Raw genomic sequence first — 16,497 nt, forward strand, 5'->3', positions numbered from 1 at the left:
GGCGATTGAGAAGTGTGCATTTCATTATCGAAGATATACCGCTAACAAAAAGGGCATTGAAGCTATGAGCTAAGAAAAATGAAGTCTAATTAATTACTGTACAAAACCACTGTCTGACCAGTAGCGCAGCGAAGGGGAGTTTGGTTTTGTGTGCACTATCAACTTCATTTTTCAGCAAAGAGCTTCTGGCCTTGACCTTTTTGCTTCGTTTTTGGGTCAATCCAAAAATGAAGGGCCCGCCTGGCCTAAAGGCAATTCTTAAAATGGTAATGAAGAGCCTTGTTCCTATCCTCCGGGAGGCTGGCTGGAATCTTCCATGATGTATGATTATGATGCAATGGGAAAAACCGTCTTATGATGAAGTGCATCTTTGACGATGGCTTCCCATTTTTTAACCAACGGGAGTTCTCCATTCGGGCGAAAGTGCTCCGCTGAACTGAAAAAGTCAAAGACGATAGGCGACTTTTGAGGGGCATAAGGAATCAGCACCAGTTCCAGCTTATCAATGATCGTCTCACTGGATTGAATGTTCCTTTTTACGCAGTTTACCGTACATTTTTGAATATCATAAAGGGCAACACAGTGCTTCGTTAATAACCCGTTTCTCTGCTTATAGAAAAAGAGATAACGCTTTGAAGAGGAAATGCCTATCGCAAACTCAACCCCAAAATCCCGGGATGCCAGCTGACTGTTACATGATTCTGCCATGGTCCTGAGGCCAGAAATTAATTCCTTTTCTACTTTTTTTCTGCTGATATGCATGCCAACGAATGGCAGAATGGCTAATGTGATGATCACAAGTCCAAGAATGGTTATGCCCATAAATTTTCTTTTAATCCGGTATCTATTCCGATGCTTATTGGACGTGGATTTAGGCGAAGGTCACTTGAGCAGTGAATGTATTCGTAAATCATTTATTATCAGCGTAATCAGGTTGCAGACCTTAAATAGAACTACCTTACAGGCACTACTTGATAGGCTTCATGTTTAGCTAAGACTTTACCTCCTTTAAAAGTCGGACTCTCAGCGAATAAAGCGGTCTTCTTGTCCTAAAGAACAGTAAAATGAAGCAACTAAAAATTCTCGTACAGGTAACGAAAAGAACGCCTTCACTCGAAAAGTATTTCCAGGAAATAGGGAAGGTGGAGCTAATCACAGCCGAAGAGGAAGTGAAGTTGACACAGCGGATACGGAATGGTGACCAGGTGGCTCTTGAAAAGCTCACAAAAGCGAATTTGCGATTTGTGGTCTCTGTTGCAAAACAATACGACCGGGGCGTACATAACCTCAGCCTTGGGGACCTGATCAGCGAAGGCAATATCGGGTTGATCAAGGCGGCCGGTAAATTTGATGAGACCCGAGGGTTTAAGTTCATCTCTTACGCCGTATGGTGGATCCGGCAGGCGATCATTTCTGCCATTTCGCAAGATTCCAGGATGGTACGTCAGCCGATGAACCGGGTGAGTAGCTACAACCAGATCATGCGGTCTGCCTCCCTGCTGGAGCAGCAATATGAACGAGAACCCACCGACGATGAGCTAGCCAATGCGCTCAATGTCACCGAAGAGCATGTCACACAGATCAAACGGGTAGGGAGTAAGCCGGCTTCACTGGATGCCCCTCTGCAGGCAGAAGAAGCTGTGAGTTTGATTGACCTGCTGCAAGATCATAAGGCGCTGAACCCGGAGGCTGGATCACTAAACCATTCGTTGAAAACAGACATCAGCAATACGCTGCGTGTGCTTACTGACCGGGAGTCACAGATATTGATTCTTTTCTATGGGCTCAACGACGGGCCAAGCCTGACATTAAGTGATATAGGGATCAAGTTGGAAATAACACGTGAGCGTGTGCGACAAATCAAGGAGCAGGCCTTACGAAAACTTCAGCAGAAACTGGTGGGCACCAATCGGCTAAAATCATATTTGGGGTAATTAAGGTTCATTACAATCACCCAATAGGAAAAGCCCCATCACGGGGCTTTTTTGTTTTACTACAGTGATCAGGCTCCATCAGGAGGCCTTATGATTCTGGGCCAGGGGTGAACTAAGAAAAAGCAGAATAAGAAAGGAAGAAACACTATTACATCTTTTTGCTAATACTTCTTAATCATAGCTTCAGGGTTTTCAATCTGTGCCTTTTCTTCCTGGTTTAAATGAAGATCGTTTACAAGTTTGAAGCGGGTCGGACGTTGACCAATGAAGATGGCGAGAATCAAGACCGTTGTGCCCAGGAAGAAGTAATTTCCTGTAAGGAAGAAGCAAACAACCCCGAATAATGAGGGCGCCTCCAATAGAGCATATTTGGTGATTAAGACTCCCTGATATCCAATCAGTTTTTCAAAGAGATTTCCTTTCTGCTGAAGTTTTTTCAGTTGTTGATTGGACATAAATCTGCTTGCTATGATTCCAATCAATGCAACAACAGAGGCGACCAATTGTAAGGTTTCGGTTAAATCTGATCCGGGGTTTTGCAGCTGGTCCTGGCTATTCAATAAGATGGTTACTGCGCCAAATAGAATTACCCCCATGAGTAATGCAAAGTGAATAATGGTCAGTTGAGACATGTATGCTTTAGATGTGAATGAGGATGACTGCATGGTGTAGTGCTTTTATGTTTCTTCAAATATAGTGGCCATACCCATTTTTTTGGTTGATAAAAAAAGCCCCATCCCTAGGGCTTTTTTGATTACCAGAGTGAGTTCTTTCTCTTGGGGTGAATGAACTCAATTGTGGTTTTAATTACCTCACCCCCGGCCCCTCTCCAACATGGAGAGGGGAGTGATTCGCCGTTCCGGCGATTGAGAGGTTTGCATTTCATTGAAACTTTTATACCACTCACACTGCGCGTGTCATCCTGAGCTTGTCGAAGGATCTGGGTTTGTGTGGTTGGTTGCAGTCCCCCTTTGAAGGCGGTCCGACGTTTCGGGGGATAAGGGGTGATTTTACTTATTTCCACTCCGGCCAAGCCTACCGGCAGGCAGGCGTGGAGGCTCTTCATTTTTTCTTTCTTTTATTCTTTTGCCTCAAGCCGGCAGGGCTTCCACTTTTTATTCATACCCACAACCATGCGCTTTGCCCCTCATGAACCTTCGGTTTCCATTGATGAAAAAGTGGACAAAAAATCTAGGCAAAATCAAATCCCGGCCATCACTCGAGCCTACCCCGTGATTTTGCCGAGTTTCGCCGTTACGGCGATTGTGTGGGTTCTGCATTTCATTGTCGAAGACAGTGGATGATCAAAAAAGGCATTGAAGCTATGAGCTAGGAAAAATGAAGTCTAATTAATTACTGTACAAAACCACTGTCTGACCCGCAGCGCAGCGAAGGGGAGTTTGGTTTTGTATGCACTATCAACTTCATTTTTCAGCGAAGAGCTTCTAGCCTTGACTTTTTTGCTTCGTTTTTGGACGGTCCGCCGCTGCGGTCAAGCCAAAAATGAAGGGCCTGCCTGGCCTGAAGGCAATTCTTTAAAAAAACAATGAGGAGCCTGCGCCTGCCTACAGGCAGGCAGGGCTTGAGCGAATTCTAAGAAAAACAAGTGCCTCCCTGGCAAGAGGGGAAGAGAGGCTTGAGCGAAAGTAAATGCCTCCAGAGAGGAAATAAAAAAGAGCAAACAAAAAAGCCCCAATCCGGGGCTTCAATATGTTACTCAATACCTTCATCAGCATCTGCTGGCTCTGAGGTGCCGGGCGGACGGTAGCGGTCGCGCATGGCAGGAGAGTCAAAGTAGACAAACTCCGCCGCAGCATTATAGTCGCGTGTAATCCCGTACAGTTCATTCAGCTTGTTGACACGTGATTCCGTATCCACCGTACGGTTGCCTTTCTTCTTCTCCTGATCCTGCTGTGCTTTGGCCAGTGCTTCTGCCTGTGTGCCAATGCTATCCAACAGGTCAGTAGGGGTGTTGACCGCCTCCAGCTCCGCGCGGTAGTCGGCTACCGACTCCTTTAGGCTGGCGAAGAAGCTGATCATGGCCTCCTGCGAATCAACCATCTTTTTGAAACGGCCGATACCAAACTGACGCTGCACCGCTTTACGCTCCGGAAACGATTTGATCACCCAGTATCGCAGCTGCTTATACAGCTTGCGGGCATTATCCATTTCCTGCAGTAGCTTCTCCGTGAGGTCACCGAGCTTAGCCACGTTCAGGTCATCACCTCCTTCGGTGAGGGCCCAGGTTACAAGCTCAGATAGCTGATCCTTTTTGGTTTCTCCCAGGTCTGCGTCAAACGTGGTAAAATCCGGAAGATCCTCTTCCAGGTAGCTTAATACATTGCTGCCATATTGGGCGAGCACATCATCAGAGTAATTGTAATCTCTCATAGTTTTAGTGAGTATAAATTAAAGTGTGAAAAAAATGATTTACTAATAACGCTTAGTATGAATCGCTAAAATAGTATTTTCTCATAAATACGTTATTTGCTGACCAGATTATTTTACACACCGCTTAGTTACCAGCAAATCCTTGTAGGTATCACCAACTATCCTGTAGGTATCATTAACTATGTTGTAGGTATCATTAACTATGTTGTAGGTATCATTAACTATGTTGTAGGTATCATTAACTATGTTGTAGGTATCATTAACTATGTTGTAGGTATCATTAACTATGTTGTAGGTATCACCAACTATCTTATAGGTATCATTAGCTATGTTGTAGGTATCACCAACTATCTTATAGGTAGCACTAACTATGTTGTAGGTAGCATCAACTATGTTGTAGGTGGGATTAGTAAGTTGTCTGTCTGACCTATTACACGACTGGTATGAATGATATAGAATGGTTTTGCTATTTTAGAATATGGTTGAGGATCCAAATAGTCAGGCTATTCGGTTAGCAGCATTTGAATGGCTTAATTCAAAGCTTGATAATACGGACTATGTTATTGATTGGAGTAGCCTTGTGAATGACTTCAAGTTTAAAGGTGAAACAATCAAGCTGATTGGAGCCAAGGGCATTTGGAAGCCCAAACAGATTAAGGAATTCCCCATTTCAATCACTTCAGTTCAAGATCGCTATGAAGATGAGATCATTAGCGATGATCTCATTAAGTACAGTTACAGAGGTACTGATCCCAATCATTTTGATAATGTTGGTCTTCGAGAAGCCATGAAATCACAAATACCATTGATCTATTTTCATCAAGTATTGAAGGGTAGGTATGTGGTTGCCTGGCCGGTCTTTATTGTTGCAGATAGTCCATCTGAGTTGAAGTTTACAGTTTCTGCAGAGTCTAGAGCAGTGATAGGCGATAGCTTAGCTAGTGAGCCAATAGGGGAGTATCAATCCAAGTATCAGACGAGGCAGGTAAAAATGAGGCTTCATCAAAGCTCATTTAGAGAGCTTGTTTTGAAAGCCTATCGGGATCATTGTGCGATATGTAATCTGAAACATCGCTCTTTGCTTGATGCTGCACATATTGTTCCTGATAGTAAGGGAGGCATTCCTCAAGTCAATAATGGCCTTTCGCTTTGCAAGATTCATCATGCAGCATACGATCAAAATATCTTAGGAATTAATCCAGATTACATAATAGAGGTGAGAGAAGACATCTTGAAGGAAGTGGATGGACCCATGCTCAAGCATGGATTGCAAGAAATGAATAAATCAAAGTTGATCTTGCCTCGAAGGGAAGGTGACAGGCCAAATCGTGATTACCTAGATCAGCGTTATCAAATTTTTAAGAGTGCTTAGTTTAAACAAGTTGCTATTATTAATCCTAATATAATCCATCTTTTTTGAGTGAGCTTTAATCATCTAGGAACTCATCCTATAAAATCAAAAGTCTAACCTGATAATTTTAAAATTCGGATTTTAAATTCCAGAAAATAGCCTGAAAATGTGCGCAGATGGATAAGTGCTTAGAGAGGCTACTCCATGTGCAAGTTCTATTGGAACAAGAGCGTTTTCATGCCTAAAGCTTAGAAGGTCTTTTAAGGTTCCAGTTATTCGATCAAAGCCTATTAGGTCACTAGCTGTATCCGAATCGATATATTTTCCTGGAGGAATGCTAACTACTAATTGGTGATTTTCACCAACCTTGAGAAATACCTTATTCCCATAATTCGTGCGGTACCCATATTGCTCATTCGCCTTCCGCTGTTGTACATGAGTTCGAATGTATTCATTATCAGGAAGGAAATAATGATTCGCTGGTATCCTTTTTCCGATTAGCTCTAGATGTTCTACAAATAACCCTGTCTTTTCCTGTCCACACAAGTATATTGTAATACCTTCCTTCTTTGCGAAATCCAAAAAGTTTCTGATTGGATCAATAAGTTTTACATATTGACTCCTTAAGTTCAGAGGCCCATCTTTCAAAAAGAGACATTTATCAAACAGGTCTTCTTGTCCGGATTCCCATAGGTGACGAATACCTGAAAATAATAGGAGAGTTTCATGTACCATCATATAAGCACTTGCAACACTTCCTGGAGCGCTCTCTTCACCCATTTCGAGATGGAACCCAAGCATATCAGATATGTACACTTCTTTCCCACATTTTTCACAAGGACCTTTGTCTGAATCATACCTCAAACCTTCTACCTCCTCATCACAATGAGGACACTGAAAATCAGGTGAAGGCTTTGGTTTCCCATCCCACTTTTGATATGCTAACCACTTCAATGTTTCAAAAACTGAGATTTCTTTCAGTTTTTCATCTTGTAATGCTTCATAAATAATTTGACGCACCGAATCATAAACACTTTTATCCCCTAACCGAACATTTCTTAGTGGAAATACCACTGCATGAAAGAGTGCTGAATCTCTCATAATATCTCTAAGTGCAAAGGGGTGAGGGGAAGTTCTGTCGAGTTGCAAAAGCTTACCTTGATCTAATCGAAAGAGCGCTGTTTTAACAAATGCCACTTGTCTCAATGTAGTGCCATATTTAGAATCAATTGGCTGAATAGACCCATCAACAGCAAATACAAAGGGGAATGACCTTTGATCTTCAGGAATCGGATTATCTTTGACTTCCCCTGGTGTATTATCTTCGTCAGGGTGTTCAAATTCCTCAATCAGTTTCTGAACCAAAGGAGATTTCACAACGTCGATGTGACCTAGTTTACTAGCTTTTTCAGCTCCTAATCTATTTCCTCCCTCGTATGGCATTAGCTGTGATTTACTTCAAAAAGTTTAGCTTGAATTGGCACAACAAACCGATGAGAAAAAGTCAACATTCTCAAATAACCTTTGGTCTTGGAATTCAAAATATCTCGTTCTAGACCATCATAAGCCACTTGCAACTTGGAGAGGGCATTGGCTTCATCTTGACTAGATAGGTGAGCTACAAAGAAGTTCTCAGTTTGAGCCAAAAGATCTTTATTAACAGTTGATGGACTCTGTGTAGAGTAAACCATTCCGATATGAAACTTTGCACCTTCTTTTGCAAATCTTGAGTAGATATCAGTGACATCATTGTCATTTTTTGGAAATAGGTTATGAGCCTCTTCAAAGTAGATCTGAACAAAGTGCTTATTTAAGTTATTTGATGTGAATTTACTTTCTTGATGCCTAAATACTGCGTTTGATAGATAATCAGAAAAATAGGCTCGTACCGTTTCGTCGGCATTTCCTAAATCCAAAATCACAGTTTGTCCTTGATCTAAAAGATCAAGTATTTCTTCGACAAAAGAGCCAGCATTTTTATCATGATACTTCTTCATTGGTGGTAAAAGCTTTGAAGCTCCCGCTCCTGATGCACTAGGAAACAAGAATGCAAGTATGGCTTCTAATTCAGGATCTATTGTTTTATTTCCAGATCCTGACTTCAAGTCTTTATCGTCAGGGTTCCTCTGAGCAAAAAGACTAAGTGCTCGAAACTCATTCAATAGATCATCAAGGCTATTGGGTAGTGGTTTGTCCTCTCCGTGAATCTTATTTCGTAAGTCATTCTTGAAACCAGGATTGAATGCAGTTCCTGTTAGCCTTAATGGATTCCCCTCTATATTTGATTCAAAACCCGCATTATGTAAGCAACACCAATAGGCTAATATTCTTCTTTGGGCTCTTAACTTTTCATTCTGGGGAAGCGATTGCAAGTCTTCAATTGAAATGAGATCCAAACTCCCAAAATTTGTAATATAGATAGATGTTCTTCCCAATTGTTTTAATAATGACCCGACTATTCTTATACTTCGATCGGGTTGTGCAAAGAAGTTCAGCTTTAGTGGTTTCGAAGGTGTTCCTTCTCTCGGGTTGAGTGCATAAACAACACACCGGTCTGGGTAGGCGCTTCTTATTGAGGCATTCCCATCTTGTGGATTATCGTTGGCGTATTCCCCATTGATATCAAAAATCAATTGCCCTACCGATTTATCATTCTCTGTTGTTCGAATAATACTCTCTGCGATAAGTTTGACTACATTGGATTTACCAAGCCTGGTTTTTCCAAACATTGCTGTGCGAAACCCCTTGAAATCTTCTGTACTTACTTTCACTGGAACATATAATTGTGGAATGTTTTGAAAAGGCATCAAGCACTCTGTAAATCTTAATTTTCCAAGCTCCCACTGGTTAGCTGGATTCAGTATTCCATTTACGATCAAATCAAGTATCTCTTGAGTGGGTGAATACACCTTGTATCTATGGCCACTCACAACATTATTAACGTCACCTGAGTATGTCATTTTATCATGATCATTTGGATCAGGATAGAACATACCAAGCACTTGGGTAGCCAATGCTCCCCATTGTAATTCACTCGCAGTGAACCTGTCTAGCTCAGGCATAGACCGTTTATGTAGCTCGAAGTATGTTTGTTGAACTTCGTTTGACAAAGGAGTAGGTGCTGTAGACTTTACTCTCAACAAGGAAAAGTGTGGAGGAAGATTACTTAAATCATCAGGAATTAGAATCAGAAAAGTACCTCTCGGTATTCCTCCCACGGCTTGCTTAAAAGGATCAGCAGTTATAATTTTTACTTCGTCAAATCCAATCTCAAGAACATACCCCACGAATCTCATATCCTCATATTTTTCTGCAGTTTCATTCTTCTTGTCAATCTCAATCAAATCAGCAATCTTACTTAATGGATTTTGGGCGAATCTGGTATTGTCGAAAAATGAACTACTCATAACTATTTAGATTTTATTATAAGCTCCTGATATGAGCTCCTGGTGGATGTTTTTGATGAGATACTTGAATATCTTTTGACTGGTGTTTTCTCAAAGTGTGAGTTGGGGTAGAGTTTTCTTACACTCTCGTGATTGGCATTAGTGCACATTACTTTAACTCCTCTTTCAACCGCTTTAATTAAGGATCTTGAGAGCTCCTGTTGATTCTTCCAAGAAAATATTTCCTCATTATACTTGACAAAACCATTGAAGTTATGCCTCACAGTATACGGTGGATCCGCAAACAAAAAATCACCTTCTCGTGCCGTTCCAATTGTCTTCTTGAAATCCCAATTCCTAATCCTTGCCTTCTTCAAAATTTCTGAAATTTCTGAGAAATCGTCATCAGGATACTGATGAATATTTTTACTTCCTTGAGGTACGTTGAATTTCCCTTTTTTATTAACCCTCCATAATCCATTCCAGCAGGTTCGATTTAGATAGATAAACCTAGCTGCGATATTATAGGTTTCGACTGGTGTCCATGCTCTTATTTGATAATAATCCATTTCTGATCTCTTTAGAACATTAATTGCAACCTCAACCAGTTCTGGATTTTTCTGAATTTCTAAATAAGTAGTAATTAAATCGACATTTGCATCAGCAATCGTCGCTTTTTTCGGCCGTAAGTGGAAAAAGACGGCACCACTTCCTAGGAAGGGTTCAACATATTTACCATCAAATGGCTCTAAGAAATCACTGTATTTATCAACAAACCAACGCTTACCTCCTGCCCATCGTAGAAAAGGCTCATTTTTCCTGATTTTCAAGGTAGCTACGTTATCCATGAAGCGAACATAACTCTTATAAATGCTTTATACAATATATTATGGCGTGATTTACTATCCTATTTCACACAGGCGTCTGTATGTGCTTATCGTAATTATAGATCACTAGCAATATAGATTCCGGATATCCGCTGCGCTGCTTCCGGAATGACGTTCTTGGGAAACCCACAGCTAACGCGCTAGCTCTTCGGTAACCACATAAAACAGTATAGTATTATTCCCTATCAAAAAATACCCCAAAGTCGGTATTTTATCGGGCGGGTGTGGCGGTTATCTTGCCGCTGAACTTTAAAAACCATTAGCCAATGTACATCCGCCTGGGGCTAACCACCCTGTTTTCCTGTACCGTTTTATTGTTGTCCGCACAGTCGCTCGTAGGGGCGGCAGGAGACTCCCAATCGAGTAACACCTATCGGCTAGCCTGGTCGCTGGGAGAGCTGGCACCCGGTACCGTCAGTAATTCAAACTACACCCTGACACAAGGGCTGCATCAGGGCATCACCGTCAAGCCGCTGGGCACAGCATCCGAAGTGATTGCGGTAAGCGTCTATCCCAATCCCGTGAGCAACTGGCTCAATATCACCTTACAAGAAACCACCGGCTGGTCGTATCGCCTCGTCAGCCAGGAGGGAAAAAAGATTTTACACGAAGACCGTGTGTCGGAGCGGGCCAAACAAGTAGACCTGTCAGCATTGAATGCAGGCATCTACCTGTTGCAAATAGATCAGTCCAATACTTCGACCTCTTTTCGAATCATCGTAAACCGCTAAATAGCCTTAGTTCATGAAAAACGTTATCACTTTATTGGTGTGTCTGCTACCCGTTTGGCTCACCGCACAATCTTCACAGTTTAGGTACCAGACCGTACTCCGGGACAATGCCGGGGAGCCGCTGGCCAATGAGTCTGTTTCACTGGGGACGGCAATCCTCCAATCCAGCGCCAATGGCTCGGTGGTCTTCCAGGAGTCGCACTCGGTCACTTCGGATGGTCAGGGACTGGTTTCGGTGTTTATCGGGTCCAGCTCCAGCCTGGATGCCATCGACTGGGAAAACGGTCCGTACTTTTTGCGGGTATCGGTAGACGGGGAGACGATCGGCACCACCCAGCTGGTGAGTGTGCCTTATGCCATCTATGCGGATAAAGCGGAGACCGCCACCGCCTTTGATTATGAAAACCTGACCAACAAACCGGATGTATCCGGCTGGGACCTGGATGTCAGCGATGATTTTGATGGAGATTACGAATCGCTAACCAACAAGCCCACCACGATTACTGCCCAGCAGCAAGCCACGCTTGGAAACATCACGGTGACCTCAGCCACTGATCTGGATGCACTGTCCGCTGATGTAGCCACTAATACCGCGAAGGAAAGCTTTCCGGGCTTTGGAACGGTACCGGGCACGGCACTGGAGGCCGGTACAGACATCTGGACACAGGATGGAAACAACGTCTTTTACAATACAGGAAATGTAGGAATCAATGTACCCACCACTGCTGATTTTGGGAGCTCCAGTCTGTATGTTGGCGGAGGAATCAAGTACGGTGAGTATACGTTTGCTACGCTACCGGCACAGGAAGAAGGGTTGTTCTTTTACATAGGTGATCTTGGAAATGGTGGATTTGGCTATTACGATGGCGCAGGGTTAAAATTTCTGGGAACCTCTACGGTATGGTCAGAAAGCAATGGGGATGTTTTTGCGGATAATAATGTACTTATCGGTCAAAGCCTGGGTATCGGTACCGATATTGTTAACGGTGAAGCGTTTGATTTTGCTACCATCAAGCTGAAGGAAAACAACACGCGTATCCTGTTTGATGATACGGATGCTGAGGGCGGGAGTGAGCCATACAACGACTGGCAGCTGGTCGCCAACTCTACCCAGAATGGGGGTGGAAATTACTTTGGTATTGAAGACATTACAGCCGGTACGCTTCCATTTGCTGTATCCGCAGGAGCGCCTGACAATTCACTCTACCTGGATCCATCAGGCAATATCGGGATCGGTACGAATGCACCCGGGGCTCGTCTGGATGTGAATGGTACGGTTAAGGCAGGCACGTTCGTAGGTGATGGCTCGGGGCTGACGGGCATCACCGGTGGTACGGGAGGTGTTAGCAATGCAGGATCTACCACCATCAGTGCCGGTACCGGCCAGATCGACCTGCAAATAAATGGGGTGACCAAAATGGTCGTGGCTAACAATGGGAATGTGGGCATTGGCACCACTTCACCAGGCGCTGCACTGGAAGTAGACGGGGATGTAAAAATCAACGGAGGCCTTCAGGTCAGTGGCAATATTGACGTGAGCGGCCAGATCAGCTATGCCACACAGACAGAGACAGAAGCCAGCACAGTAACGAAAGAATATGATGTTTCTACGGCCAACATCCTGACAGTGAATGTAGCCATAGGCCAAACCGTAAGCGTCAGTGGCTTGACCGGGGGAGTCACCGGGCAGATCGTGACGCTGATGAATATCGGACAGGGAACACTCACGATAACGCACAGTGGTACAGGTACTTATCCGTTCTTACTTACAGGAGCTACAGACGCCAGCCTGGCTGCATCCAACAGCATCACGCTGCTATTTGACGGCACCAATTGGTTCGCATTATCCATCGCTAACTAAAATCAGAGAACATGAAGGTTATGAAACAATTGTTTAACTACCTGCTGGTCTTGATTCCTGTGCTCGCGATGAGTCAGGCCCCCGGCACCATCCATTTTCAGGCACAGCTATCTGCACCCAGTGATGCATTAAACAGCTCGGTGACAGTAGACGTGGCGATTAAAGATGCACCGAACAGTCAGACAGACCTGTTTACTGAACGTCACAATGTGAATGTGGGAGCTACAGGCTTGCTGACATTCGATATCGGATCGAAATCCGACCTGACCGGAATTGACTGGAGCAACGGAAGTCATTATCTGGAAATCACGGTGGACGGAGAAGTACTTGGTGTTTCGGAGATCGTGAAAGTACCATATGCCAGCTATGCTACTTCTGCCGGCAGCATCAACTCATTGGACTATAATGACCTGGCCAACGCACCGGATCTTTCACAGGCAGATACCGATCCGTCAGACGATTTTGATGGGGACTATGGAAGTCTGACCAATCCTCCAATCACCATTACAACCGAAGAATCTGGAAAATTGGACCTCTTAACGGCTACTACAACGGTAGACCTGGATCAGATGAAGACGGATGTAGCAGCCAACAATGCCAAGGTGGAGTTTCCGGGCTTTGGAACAACAGCAGGTACCGCTTTCATCCAAAAATGGTCGAAGATCGGCAATGACCTGTATTATCCGGAAGGAAGCGCCGGTATCGGTGTTACGTCTTCCAGTGAAGAATTACCATTGTTGAGTGTAGGTACTACCATCAAAGTTGATCGTGTGACGCCTTCAGCGGCTACACCGGGGATGTTGTACCTGGATGAGACGACAGGTGAGTTTAAATATTACAATGAGAGTGGAGAAGTAAAAGACCTGTACAACACCACAGCATCAGAATTTGGTAATGGATTTGAGCAGACTCGGGATGTGAATGTAGGTGGGAGTCTGGTTGTTGGTTCCATAGCACCACAAGCTGCCGGAGATGCTACCCTTGTAGTAGCCTCAGCTACGCCCATTATCCGCTTTGATGATACGAGTAACTCGGGCTCATTCCCTAATAATGACTGGGAGATACGTGCGAATGACTTATCAGCAGGAGGTGACAATTACTTCACCTTTTTGGATGTAACCAATAACCTGAAGGCGTTTCGTGTGGAGCCGGGCGTACCTGATAATAGTTTTTATATGACTTCCTCGGGAGCTATCGCACTTGGAGCGACGAGCGCTACCGCGCAGCTGGACGCAACAGGGCAGGAGGTAAGGGCTACTGCGTTTGTAGGAGATGCGAGTGGTTTGACTGGCTTATCCGGAGCGGGTACCAGCAGCGTGGAGAATACAGGTTCTACCACCATCGAAGCGGATAACGACGGAGACAATGACGGATCGATTGTGTTTGAAACGGCCAGCACAACTCGGATGACGCTCTCAGATCAGGGAAATGTGGGTATTGGCACTAGTGCCGGTGCTACGGAGGCTTTGACGGTTAGTGGTACTTCTGTGGCCAGTGATGTGCATGTAGATCCTTCGGTAGCTGCATTTGGATGGGCAGATGGCAAGAGACTGGTTGTATTTACCAGCAATCCGGGGGGATTCATTCAGCCCACTACCAGTACGCTCGGTCAGGAGTTGATCATTTTGAATAAAGCAGCGGAGGATATCACGATTTTTCATGGTTCAACATTGAGCACATTGCCACAGTATGGGTCTGTGACCCTTGTCAATTCATCCAGTGGGTGGGTGGTGAAGTATCGCTCGATGTAGAGATTCTGGACTGGAAGGTCCCGGAATAAATCCGGGAGCTGTGTACGTTAAGAAAAATGAAGTTTCCCCCTTGAGCGGTCCGACGTTTTGGAGGGGTGACGGATCGTGAATGACCTCACCCCCGACCCCTCTCCACATTGGAGAGGGGAGTGTCTGCGGTTGGAATATGTCTTTTTCCCTATAATGTCACTCCCGAAGGGAGTCTATGGTATCGTAATTACAATCTCTCCCTCTGGAGGGAGTTGGAGGGAGGATGTGAGAACTCATTGCTACACAGAAACCCCCACCTTGATCAGTCCGACGTTTCGAGCGGTTAGGGGGTGACGTTTCGGTTAATGATGATTTACTTCATGTACTTCAGCGTGTTCATCCTGAGCCTAAGCTTGTCCTGAGTGAAAGCGAAGGGAAGTATCTGGGATGAGAGCAAGGATTTTTTATACTCCTCTGGTCGGAGGGGTTATTCTTCCCTCAAGCCGGGAGGGCTCTTCATTTTTGGCTTGACCGCAGCGGCGGACCGTCCAAAAACGAAGCAAAAAGGTCAAGCTAAAACCAAATCCCGGCCACCTCGCTGTGCCAACCCCGAGGTTTTAGCGGTTTCGGCGTTCCGGCGATTGTGTGGGTTGTGCATTTCATTGTCGAAGACAATTGATGATCTAAAAAGGCATTAAATCATGAGCGTCAAAAAAAAATGAATCAAAAGACTGTTTACTTGCAAAACCACTGCTTGAGCCGACGCAGGAGGCGAGGTTTGGTTTTGCTTACTTGAACAGTTCATTTTTTTAGCGAAGGATTTGCAGCCTTGATTTTTTGAATACTTTTTTATCAAGCAAAAAGTATTGGCCTCTCTGGCCGGAAGAGTTGGTAAGATAAAAACCGTAAGGCCTTTGACAGAAGGTGGATGAATGACCTCACCTGGTGGATAGCCTGGTCTTGAATATCACATGAGATTCCTGAACTCCACTATGTTGCGTCAGGAATGACGTTCTTATTAGGATGTAATTCCTGCCTCTATGAAGGTTCCTGGAATCCGGGAACTATTTGCGTTAAAGAAGACAAATTCCCCCTTGAGCGGTCCGACGTTTTGGAGATTAGGGTGCGACGGAGGCCTTTGTGGTGGATTCAGTGCTAATGTTCATCGTGTTGATAGTCAAGTACTTAACATGTTTACTGAATATTAAAATCAATCAATTTTCAACAATAACAGTCATTTAAATGACATAAAGCCTGTATGGTGGATTCGGCGCTAATGGCTCCCAACAAATGTAGGTCGTATTTCGCAATTATCTGATTACTAAGCACTTAAGTATGTCGAATTATGTTCCAACCTTTGGAATTAGTTAACTATAACAAATTGACTACATCTTATTTTCTTTTAAGGCCTCTAAGGTCTATACGGGTGTATTGTACATTAGACTCATGGCTATCTATAAAGTTTTGATTCAACCAGAAAAAAAGGCTGAATTCCGATGGAACCAGCCTCTTAGTTAAATTAGTCTGTCTAGTGAATCAATTTGCACAACCATTTTTAGCACACGTTATTCTTTCTGTTGTACTAACCCAATGACTAGGATGTTCTTTGGTATCAAATCCACAACCTGTGGTTCCGCCTTTGTATCCCTTGTGAACTTCATTTGTTGGAGTATGTTTAACTGACATGATCTTATAATTTTGGTGAACAATAAATAAGAAACAATGTAGTTAAATCGGTTGTATGTAAAAAGTAATAATTGACATATTTACATAAATTAAGTGGTCTTTTATCCTTTCGTTTTAGGTTTATTATTTTGTCCCCTATCCGTGAACCTAATGAAGAATGGATCAAAATATCTAAGTCTCCCGTCCTCCAACTCAATAAGAGCTTGGGTAAAGCTGCAATAGTTTGAACTAGAATAAACAAATCGATGGAAATATCCATTCGTCTTTTTACCATTATAATGTACCTCAACCGATCTCAATACATCCCTATTAGACATTTTTCTACTTATCAAGGTTCTTTATCATGTCTTCTTTTATCTGATTCTGGAATTCACTTTTCCAATTATCTAACACATTGTAGATCAAATCTGCTAATGCTACATTGTAATGATTGGCTGTTTGTTTAAAGAAGTAATGGATTTCACTATCTACATTGATGGTTCTATATTTTCCACTTTTAGGACTTGATCTCTCGCTTAAAAATTCCTTAAATCTCATTTGACAAATAGG

13 protein-coding genes are annotated in these 16,497 nt (G+C 43.6%); 6 read left to right on the forward strand and 7 right to left on the reverse strand.

The window, feature by feature from the left end:
- Positions 1–327: 327 nt before the first annotated feature.
- On the reverse strand, positions 328–822 hold the full coding sequence (locus ACOQON_RS07475) for a hypothetical protein (protein WP_420578303.1): 495 nt from the start codon (positions 820–822) through the stop codon (positions 328–330).
- 242 nt (positions 823–1,064) lie between these two features.
- On the opposite strand from ACOQON_RS07475, the gene ACOQON_RS07480 reads away from it, so the two are divergent.
- Entirely contained in the window at positions 1,065–1,934 is an 870-nt protein-coding gene (locus ACOQON_RS07480; RefSeq protein WP_420578304.1) for a sigma-70 family RNA polymerase sigma factor, read from the forward strand.
- 161 nt (positions 1,935–2,095) lie between these two features.
- Here the strand turns inward: ACOQON_RS07480 and ACOQON_RS07485 are convergent, their stop codons facing one another.
- On the reverse strand, positions 2,096–2,599 hold the full coding sequence (locus ACOQON_RS07485; protein WP_420578305.1) for a hypothetical protein: 504 nt from the start codon (positions 2,597–2,599) through the stop codon (positions 2,096–2,098).
- 1,048 nt (positions 2,600–3,647) lie between these two features.
- The gene (locus ACOQON_RS07490; protein ID WP_420578306.1) at positions 3,648–4,325 is read right to left on the reverse strand and encodes a hypothetical protein; all 678 of its coding nucleotides are present in this window, start codon (positions 4,323–4,325) and stop codon (positions 3,648–3,650) included.
- Between the two features lie 96 nt (positions 4,326–4,421).
- Between ACOQON_RS07490 and ACOQON_RS07495 the strand changes: the two genes are divergently transcribed.
- On the forward strand, positions 4,422–4,751 hold the full coding sequence (locus ACOQON_RS07495; protein ID WP_420578307.1) for a hypothetical protein: 330 nt from the start codon (positions 4,422–4,424) through the stop codon (positions 4,749–4,751).
- A gap of 52 nt (positions 4,752–4,803) precedes the next feature.
- Positions 4,804–5,697, forward strand: a complete 894-nt coding sequence (locus tag ACOQON_RS07500) for an HNH endonuclease (protein ID WP_420578308.1) — start codon at positions 4,804–4,806, stop codon at positions 5,695–5,697.
- Between the two features lie 120 nt (positions 5,698–5,817).
- Here ACOQON_RS07500 and ACOQON_RS07505 read toward each other — a convergent pair whose 3' ends face one another.
- Genes ACOQON_RS07505 through ACOQON_RS07515 form a run of 3 tightly spaced genes read right to left on the reverse strand, consistent with a single transcriptional unit; the run spans position 5,818 to position 9,910 of the window.
- Positions 5,818–7,119 (reverse strand): hypothetical protein, encoded by a 1,302-nt coding sequence (locus ACOQON_RS07505; RefSeq protein ID WP_420578309.1) that lies wholly within the window; start codon positions 7,117–7,119, stop codon positions 5,818–5,820.
- On the reverse strand, positions 7,119–9,083 hold the full coding sequence (locus ACOQON_RS07510) for an ATP-binding protein (RefSeq protein ID WP_420578310.1): 1,965 nt from the start codon (positions 9,081–9,083) through the stop codon (positions 7,119–7,121). Before ACOQON_RS07510 ends, ACOQON_RS07505 begins: the two co-directional genes overlap by 1 nt.
- A gap of 2 nt (positions 9,084–9,085) precedes the next feature.
- Positions 9,086–9,910, reverse strand: a complete 825-nt coding sequence (locus ACOQON_RS07515; protein WP_420578311.1) for a DNA adenine methylase — start codon at positions 9,908–9,910, stop codon at positions 9,086–9,088.
- Positions 9,911–10,215: 305 nt separating this feature from the next.
- On the opposite strand from ACOQON_RS07515, the gene ACOQON_RS07520 reads away from it, so the two are divergent.
- The 3 genes from ACOQON_RS07520 to ACOQON_RS07530 are packed head-to-tail and all read left to right on the forward strand — an operon-like array spanning position 10,216 to position 14,292.
- Positions 10,216–10,680 (forward strand): T9SS type A sorting domain-containing protein, encoded by a 465-nt coding sequence (locus tag ACOQON_RS07520; RefSeq protein WP_420578312.1) that lies wholly within the window; start codon positions 10,216–10,218, stop codon positions 10,678–10,680.
- 13 nt (positions 10,681–10,693) lie between these two features.
- On the forward strand, positions 10,694–12,541 hold the full coding sequence (locus tag ACOQON_RS07525) for a hypothetical protein (protein WP_420578313.1): 1,848 nt from the start codon (positions 10,694–10,696) through the stop codon (positions 12,539–12,541).
- Positions 12,542–12,552: 11 nt separating this feature from the next.
- Complete coding sequence (locus tag ACOQON_RS07530) at positions 12,553–14,292, forward strand: hypothetical protein (RefSeq protein WP_420578314.1); 1,740 nt, start codon at positions 12,553–12,555, stop codon at positions 14,290–14,292.
- Positions 14,293–16,269: 1,977 nt separating this feature from the next.
- Here ACOQON_RS07530 and ACOQON_RS07535 read toward each other — a convergent pair.
- Positions 16,270–16,485, reverse strand: a complete 216-nt coding sequence (locus tag ACOQON_RS07535; RefSeq protein ID WP_420578315.1) for a plasmid partition protein ParG — start codon at positions 16,483–16,485, stop codon at positions 16,270–16,272.
- Positions 16,486–16,497: the final 12 nt, after the last annotated feature.

It is taken from the genome of Ekhidna sp., assembly GCF_965221965.1.
Taxonomy (GTDB): Bacteria; Bacteroidota; Bacteroidia; order Cytophagales; family Cyclobacteriaceae; genus Ekhidna.

Excerpts from the sequence above, each read along its gene's own strand:
- ACOQON_RS07475 (WP_420578303.1), bottom strand. The coding sequence starts at position 822 with ATGGGCATAACCATTCTTGGACTTGTGATCATCACATTAGCCATTCTG.
- ACOQON_RS07480 (WP_420578304.1), top strand. The coding sequence starts at position 1,065 with ATGAAGCAACTAAAAATTCTCGTACAGGTAACGAAAAGAACGCCTTCA.
- ACOQON_RS07485 (WP_420578305.1), bottom strand. The coding sequence starts at position 2,599 with ATGCAGTCATCCTCATTCACATCTAAAGCATACATGTCTCAACTGACC.
- ACOQON_RS07490 (WP_420578306.1), bottom strand. The coding sequence starts at position 4,325 with ATGAGAGATTACAATTACTCTGATGATGTGCTCGCCCAATATGGCAGC.
- ACOQON_RS07500 (WP_420578308.1), top strand. The coding sequence starts at position 4,804 with ATGGTTGAGGATCCAAATAGTCAGGCTATTCGGTTAGCAGCATTTGAA.
- ACOQON_RS07505 (WP_420578309.1), bottom strand. The coding sequence starts at position 7,119 with ATGCCATACGAGGGAGGAAATAGATTAGGAGCTGAAAAAGCTAGTAAA.
- ACOQON_RS07510 (WP_420578310.1), bottom strand. The coding sequence starts at position 9,083 with ATGAGTAGTTCATTTTTCGACAATACCAGATTCGCCCAAAATCCATTA.
- ACOQON_RS07515 (WP_420578311.1), bottom strand. The coding sequence starts at position 9,910 with ATGGATAACGTAGCTACCTTGAAAATCAGGAAAAATGAGCCTTTTCTA.
- ACOQON_RS07520 (WP_420578312.1), top strand. The coding sequence starts at position 10,216 with ATGTACATCCGCCTGGGGCTAACCACCCTGTTTTCCTGTACCGTTTTA.
- ACOQON_RS07525 (WP_420578313.1), top strand. The coding sequence starts at position 10,694 with ATGAAAAACGTTATCACTTTATTGGTGTGTCTGCTACCCGTTTGGCTC.
- ACOQON_RS07530 (WP_420578314.1), top strand. The coding sequence starts at position 12,553 with ATGAAGGTTATGAAACAATTGTTTAACTACCTGCTGGTCTTGATTCCT.
- ACOQON_RS07535 (WP_420578315.1), bottom strand. The coding sequence starts at position 16,485 with ATGAGATTTAAGGAATTTTTAAGCGAGAGATCAAGTCCTAAAAGTGGA.